The following is a 966-nucleotide window of genomic DNA, read 5'->3' on the forward strand; positions in this document are numbered from 1 at the left end:
CCGGGGACAGGCGGCCCAGCTGCAGCAGGATCTCGTTCACCCAGTCGGCCGCCAGCACGCCCGGCCCGCCGCCATTGGTGACGATGGCCAGCCGCCGCCCCACCGGCCGATAGCGCGAGGCCAGGCACTTGGCGGCGGAGAACAGCTCCACGAACGACCGCACCCGCACCGCGCCCGCGCGGCGCAGGGCCGCGTCGAACACGTCGTCGCTGCCCACGATGGCGCCACTGTGCGTGTGTGCCGCCTCGTTGCCCGCCGGCTTGCGCCCGGCCTTGAGCACCACCACCGGCTTGGCGTTGGCCGCCGAGCGCAGCGCGCTCATGAAGCGGCGCGCGCTGGAGATGCCTTCCATGTACACCACGATGCTCTGCGTGCGCGCGTCGTTGGCCAGGAAGTCCAGCACCTGGGCGATGTCCACGTCGGTGTTTGGCCCCAGCGACACCACCGTGGAAAAGCCCACTGCGTTCTTGGTGCCCCAGTCCAGGATGGACGCGGTGAGCGCCCCCGACTGGCACACCAGCGCCAGCGACCCCTCCCGCGCCAGCGGCCCGGCCGCGCTGGCGTTGAGCTGCAGGTGCGGGCGCTGCAGGCCCAGCGAGTTGGGGCCCAACAGGTGCATGCCCTCGCGCCGGGCGATGTGCTTGAGCCGCGCCGCCTGGTCCGCGTCCATGCCGTGCGACATCACCAGCGCGGCGCGGCAGCCGATGCGCCCGGCCACCTCCAGCGCCGCCACCACATCCTCGGGCGGCAGCGCGATCAGGGCCAGGTCCGCGCGTGTCTGCGCCAGATCGGCCAGCGTGCCGCTGGTGTGGATGTCCAGGAACTGCAGCGTGCCGCTGAAGCGCTGCGCCCGCAGCGCGGTGTGCAGCGCGCGGGCGCACGGCGTGAGCGACTCGGGCGCATCGGCCCGGCCGGCCAGCACCACGATGGAGCTGGGGGCGAAGAGCGGGGTGAGGTAGTGTTTTT

1 protein-coding gene is annotated in these 966 nt (G+C 73.0%); it reads right to left on the reverse strand.

The annotated features are described in order from the left end of the window. Positions 1–966, reverse strand: a 966-nt coding sequence (locus AC27IQ_RS25700; RefSeq protein WP_487091327.1) for a CoA-binding protein, incomplete at both ends; no start/stop codon positions are given.

This window comes from Acidovorax sp. KPB24-07, assembly GCF_057543315.1.